The sequence below is a fragment of the Acuticoccus yangtzensis genome, from assembly GCF_001927245.1.
In the GTDB taxonomy this organism is placed as follows: domain Bacteria; phylum Pseudomonadota; class Alphaproteobacteria; order Rhizobiales; family Amorphaceae; genus Acuticoccus; species Acuticoccus yangtzensis.
In genome coordinates this window covers 2,501-5,527 of the sequence record NZ_MJUX01000023.1, presented here as the reverse complement: position 1 = coordinate 5,527, position 3,027 = coordinate 2,501, and the positions used below count along the sequence as shown (strand labels likewise).

At 55.9% G+C, this 3,027-nt stretch carries 1 rRNA gene; it reads right to left on the bottom strand.

Going from position 1 to position 3,027, the window contains the following annotated elements:
* Window positions 1-2,599 (bottom strand): 23S ribosomal RNA (locus tag BIX52_RS22275); the annotation flags it as partial.
* Window positions 2,600-3,027 lie beyond the last annotated feature (428 nt).

Here is a 3,027-nt window from a genome sequence, read left to right as displayed (position 1 = left end):
GTTTCCAGGTGGGTTTCCCGCTTAGATGCTTTCAGCGGTTATCCCGTCCGTACGTAGCTACCCTGCAATGCGGCTGGCGCCACAACAGGTCCACAAGAGGTACGTCCACCCCGGTCCTCTCGTACTAGGGGCAGATCCTGTCAATTCTCCAACACCCACGGCAGATAGGGACCAAACTGTCTCACGACGTTCTGAACCCAGCTCACGTACCGCTTTAATTGGCGAACAGCCAAACCCTTGGGACCTGCTCCAGCCCCAGGATGCGATGAGCCGACATCGAGGTGCCAAACAACTCCGTCGCTATGGACGCTTGGGAGTCATCAGCCTGTTATCCCCGGCGTACCTTTTATCCGTTGAGCGATGGCCCTTCCACGCGGGACCACCGGATCACTATGGCCGACTTTCGTCTCTGCTCGACTTGTCAGTCTCGCAGTCAGGCAGGCTTATGCCATTGCACTCAACGAGCGATTTCCGACCGCTCTGAGCCCACCTTCGCACGCCTCCGTTACTCTTTGGGAGGCGACCGCCCCAGTCAAACTACCCACCATACACTGTCCCGGACGAAGTCGCGGTTAGACATCCATGAAAGCAAGGGTGGTATTTCAAGGGAGGCTCCACGCAAGCTGGCGCTCACGCTTCAAAGCCTACCACCTATCCTACACATGCCGTCACGAATGCCAGTGTAAAGCTATAGTAAAGGTGCACGGGGTCTTTCCGTCTGACCGCAGGAACCTCGCATCTTCACGAGGAATTCAATTTCACTGAGTCGATGCTGGAGACAGCGGGGAAGTCGTTACGCCATTCGTGCAGGTCGGAACTTACCCGACAAGGAATTTCGCTACCTTAGGACCGTTATAGTTACGGCCGCCGTTTACCGGGGCTTCAATTCGGTGCTTGCACACCTCCTTTTAACCTTCCGGCACCGGGCAGGCGTCAGACCCTATACGTCGTCTTGCGACTTCGCAGAGCCCTGTGTTTTTGATAAACAGTCGCTACCCCCTGGTCTGTGCCCCTCCAACCCGGTTGCCCGAGCCAGAGGCCTCCTTCTCCCGAAGTTACGGAGGCAATTTGCCGAGTTCCTTCAGCATCGTTCTCTCAAGCGCCTCGGTATACTCTACCAGTCCACCAGAGTCGGTTTCGGGTACGGTCCTTTGGGGAGCTATTTCCTGGAACACCCAGGCTGCCCGACCAATCCAATAAGGTCGGACAACTTCCGGCATTCGTCACTCATCCCTGGTCACGGAATATTAACCGTGTTCCCATCGACTACCCCTTTCGGGTTCGCCTTAGGGGCCGACTAACCCTGCGCAGATTAGCTTTACGCAGGAACCCTTGGACTTTCGGCGGGGGTGTCTCTCACACCCCTTACGTTACTCATGTCAGCATTCGCACTTCCGATACCTCCAGGAGCCCTCACGGGTCTCCCTTCACAGGCCTACGGAACGCTCCGCTACCGCTTGTCAAAGACAAGCCCGCATCTTCGGCACATGGCTTGAGCCCCGTTACATTTTCGGCGCGGAGACCCTTGTTTAGACCAGTGAGCTGTTACGCTTTCTTTAAATGATGGCTGCTTCTAAGCCAACATCCTGGTTGTTTTGGGGTCTCTACATCCTTTCACACTTAGCCATGATTTGGGGGCCTTAGATGGCGATCAGGGTTGTTTCCCTCTCCACGACAGACGTTAGCACCTGCCGTGTGTCTGCCGGATAGTCTTCTCAGGTATTCGGAGTTTGGTTGAAGTCAGTAAGACGGTGAGTCCCCATTCCTCATCCAGTGCTCTACCCCCTGAGAGATACATCCGACGCACTACCTAAATAGTTTTCGCGGAGAACCAGCTATCACCGAGTTTGATTGGCCTTTCACCCCTAAGCACAAGTCATCCGAGAATTTTGCAACATTCAACGGTTCGGTCCTCCAGTTGGTGTTACCCAACCTTCAACCTGCTCATGCCTAGATCACCCGGTTTCGGGTCTCATCCGACGAACTGAACGCCCTGTTCAGACTCGCTTTCGCTGCGCCTACACCTATCGGCTTAAGCTTGCTCGTCAGACGAAGTCGCTGACCCATTATACAAAAGGTACGCGGTCAGGCTTGCGCCCTCCCACTGTTTGTAAGCATCCGGTTTCAGGGACTCTTTCACTCCCCTTGTCGGGGTTCTTTTCACCTTTCCCTCACGGTACTGGTTCACTATCGGTCATCGAGGAGTATTTAGGCTTGGAGGGTGGTCCCCCCATGTTCAGACAGGATTTCACGTGTCCCGCCCTACTCGAACGGCAGATCATTCTACATATACGGGGCTGTCACCCTCTATGGCCCGACGTTCCAGTCGGTTCTACTTATCTCACTGCACGGCCTGGTCCGCGTTCGCTCGCCACTACTAGCGGAATCTCGGTTGATTTCTTTTCCTCGGGGTACTGAGATGTTTCACTTCCCCCGGTTCGCTCCTGCAAGCAGGTACCCTTAACGGGTGGGTTTCCCCATTCGGACATTCACGGATCAAAGGTTGTTCGCACCTCCCCGTGACTTTTCGCAGCGTACCACGTCCTTCATCGCCTCTCGATGCCAAGGCATCCACCGAATGCTCTTAAGGCACTTGATCACTCTCATTATCGATGCCCATCTTTTCTTCGCGCCAGAGGCGCGAAGGGCGCTACCGCCTTCGGCTACTTGAGCAGCTCTTTGGATGTGCTATCGGCCTTGCGGCCTACTTGAGCACGTCTTGGGAGCTGCACCTGCAGCGTCGGGCTGGTCCTGCGAGACGAGCGGCGGTCAGCACACTCGGTTGGTTCACAGGGTCCTGGGACTTTCGATAAAGGAAAGACCAGTTTCACGAGATCTGAATGCGATGCCGTTGGCTCGGCCTGGTCAGAGGCCGCTTCACATCGTCGTCCGACGATGGGAGCCAGGGCAGGGGAGGGGCATACAGCACGTGACGTCAGCGGCCGGAGCCGTGACGCGGGTTGCGCTGGATGTCGGAGATAGAAGTTCCCCTCGTCCTCTCATCAGGGCGGACATGATGTGCGTCTC